Below are 2,637 nucleotides of genomic sequence, written 5' to 3' on the forward strand. Positions count from 1 at the left end.
TCGGCTTGCTTCAGGATGCTCAGGATCTGACTGTCGGAGTAGCGGGACGTCTTCATGTAAAATCTCCTCGCCTGGGTTTACGAGAAAATTCTACTTTTCAGAACAACCTTTTATTGGGGGGATTACCTTTGACGGACAGCGGTCCATGGACGTCTACTGGGAAGGAACGGCCTCCCCGAGGCGGCATGACAATCAACCGGACTTTAGCTTAGAAACGCCCCCAACCTGTCCAACCTACCAGGTCCATCTCAGGGGGCCGTGCGTGGGGTATTCCAGACAGTAATCCAGGATGGCCTTCTCCACGGAGTCTTCCACACGGTTCGGGTGCGGTCCGTGTGGCCCGGGGAGGCGATCCAGCAGGCCTTCGGCCCCATACGTCTGGAAATTGCGGCGAATCTCGTAAAACTGCTGCCGCGAATAGCCAATGAGCTTGCATGCCTTGCTCACGTTGCCCAAATCGCTGGCCAGCTCTAGCAAGCTCAGCTTCCTCCGTGCTACTTTCTGGTCGGTGGTCATGACGATTTCCTTGGTTAGGGTGCCTGAAGCTTCGCAACTCCACGGCTACCCCAGCCAGGGGCGGCATGACCACCTCCTCTTTCGAGGGGGAACTGTCAGGTTATAACCATCTCACTTCAAACTGTATAACCGTGATGTAAGGATCTCTTTATTGGAATGGTATTGAATGCCTATGATATGGAGGTAAAGGTGCAGCTGTCAACGGCCATGCATAGGCGCGGTTACAGCGATAGTTGCATTCGAGAGCGGTTAATGAACCGACAAAACAGGTCGTAAGGCTAGTAGTGATAAGTGGTCATCACACTGGTTGGGGAGCCTCAATGTCTTTTCCGGCAGAAGAAAGATTCAAGCAAATACACGGAGCGAATTAAATACCGATCAGAACCCGAATCGTCCGAACAACTGTTTTAATATATTCAACGTAGGCGTGTGGAAATGCCCGGAGATCACGAGTGTAGTCTGGGGAGCGAGTATGGTGTGTGATATTGTCACCAACACGGCCATACAGTGATGAAATGCCATGGTCATAATGAGACTGCCGTGAAGGCTGATCTTTTTCTACAGTTTCATTATCAAGAACAAGCTTGACTTTGTCTGAAGGAACTTTTTGTGTCATGAGATCCTCCATTAGGGGGTTAAGAAGGTTTACATTGGTGATGGCCAGAGAAACCCGGCAATGCTTTTCTTCTATAACTCTTTGCCCTTGCCCGCGCAAGCCCGCGAGGGTATGCACGTCTCTTCCCGAAACAGCATACCGGAGAACCGCCATGTCCCTCTCTTCCGAGCTTTATGCCAAGGCCCAGGCCGTCATCCCCGGCGGGGTCAACTCGCCCATCCGCGCCTGCAAGGCCGTGGAGTGCGAACCCCTGTTCATCGCCAAGGCCCACGGCTCCACCATCACGGACGTGGACGGCAAGGATTACGTTGACTACGTCATGAGCTGGGGCCCCATGCTCCTGGGCCACGCCGACCCCGTGGTGCACAAGGCCGCCAGAGAGGCGCTGGAGAACGGCTCCAGCTTCGGCGCGCCCTGCCCCACCGAAGTGGACCTGGCCCTCAAGATCACCCAGCTGATGCCCTCTGTAGAGATGGTGCGCATGGTCAACTCCGGCACCGAGGCCACCATGAGCGCCCTGCGCCTGGCGCGCGGCTTCACCGGGCGCGACCATGTGGTCAAGTTCGACGGCTGCTACCACGGCCACGCCGACGCCTTCCTGGCCGCCGCCGGTTCCGGCGTGGCGGTGCAGGCCGCGCCCGGCACCCCGGGCGTGCCCGCCGCCACCGTGGCTCACACCATCGTGCTGCCCTACAACGACCTGGACGCGGTGAAGGCCGCCTTCAAGGAGAAGGGCAAGGACATCGCCGCCATCATCGTGGAGCCCGCCCCGGGCAACATGGGCCTGGTGATCCCCAAGCCCGGCTACCTGGAGGGCCTGCGCGCGGTGTGCGACGAGTACGGCGCGCTGCTGATTTTCGACGAGGTCATCACCGGGTTCCGCTGGGGCATCGGCGGGGCCCAGGCGCGCTACGGCGTGCGCCCGGACCTTACCACCCTGGGCAAGATCATCGGCGCGGGCTTCCCCGTGGGGGCCTACGGCGGCCGCCGCGACATCATGGAAAAGCTCTCCCCCTGCGGCCCGGTGTTCCAGGCCGGCACCCTCTCGGGCAACCCCGTGGCCATGGCCGCCGGCCTGGCCAACCTGCTGGAGCTGGAAAAACGCGACTACGCCGCCTTGGAGGCCCGCACCGCGGAGCTGGCCAAGGAGTTCGCGGCCATCGTGCGTTCCAATGGCGTGCCCGTGCAGCTCAACCAGACCGCCTCGGCCTTCACCATGTACTTCACCGAGACCCCGGTGACCGACATGGCCACGGCCCGCACCTCCAACGGCAAGGTCTACACCGCCATCTACCAGCAGATGCGCGCCCAGGGCGTGTACCTGGCCTCGCTCGGCTACGAGTGCTCCTTCACCTCCTTCGCGCACACCGAGGCCGACTACGAGGCCACGCTCAAGGCCGCGAAGAACCTTTCGCTGTAGGCGTTCGATCCCGGGCCGCGCCGTCCGCCGCGACATGCGGACGGCGCGGCGCCCCTATGGGCGGGCCCCGGGTGGGAGGCCCGCC

At 60.8% G+C, this 2,637-nt stretch carries 2 protein-coding genes and 1 pseudogene; 1 reads left to right on the plus strand and 2 read right to left on the minus strand.

The annotated features are described in order from the left end of the window. Positions 1–246: 246 nt before the first annotated feature. Together MLE27_RS11640 and MLE27_RS11645 are read right to left on the minus strand one after the other, a co-directional pair. Positions 247–516, minus strand: a pseudogene (locus tag MLE27_RS11640) (helix-turn-helix domain-containing protein); the annotation flags it as partial. Positions 517–883: 367 nt separating this feature from the next. Further along, positions 884–1,249 (minus strand): hypothetical protein, encoded by a 366-nt coding sequence (locus MLE27_RS11645; RefSeq protein ID WP_243312249.1) that lies wholly within the window; start codon positions 1,247–1,249, stop codon positions 884–886. A gap of 34 nt (positions 1,250–1,283) precedes the next feature. On the opposite strand from MLE27_RS11645, the gene hemL reads away from it, so the two are divergent. After that, a complete protein-coding gene (gene hemL / locus MLE27_RS11650; RefSeq protein ID WP_243312250.1) occupies positions 1,284–2,552 on the plus strand; it encodes a glutamate-1-semialdehyde 2,1-aminomutase in 1,269 nt (422 codons plus the stop codon). Positions 2,553–2,637 lie beyond the last annotated feature (85 nt).

This window comes from Fundidesulfovibrio agrisoli (assembly GCF_022808715.1).
Classification (GTDB): Bacteria; Desulfobacterota; Desulfovibrionia; order Desulfovibrionales; family Desulfovibrionaceae; genus Fundidesulfovibrio; species Fundidesulfovibrio agrisoli.

What these genes read in the sequence shown, in the direction of transcription:
- hemL (WP_243312250.1), top strand. Translation starts at nt 1,284, where the DNA reads ATGTCCCTCTCTTCCGAGCTTTATGCCAAGGCCCAGGCCGTCATCCCC.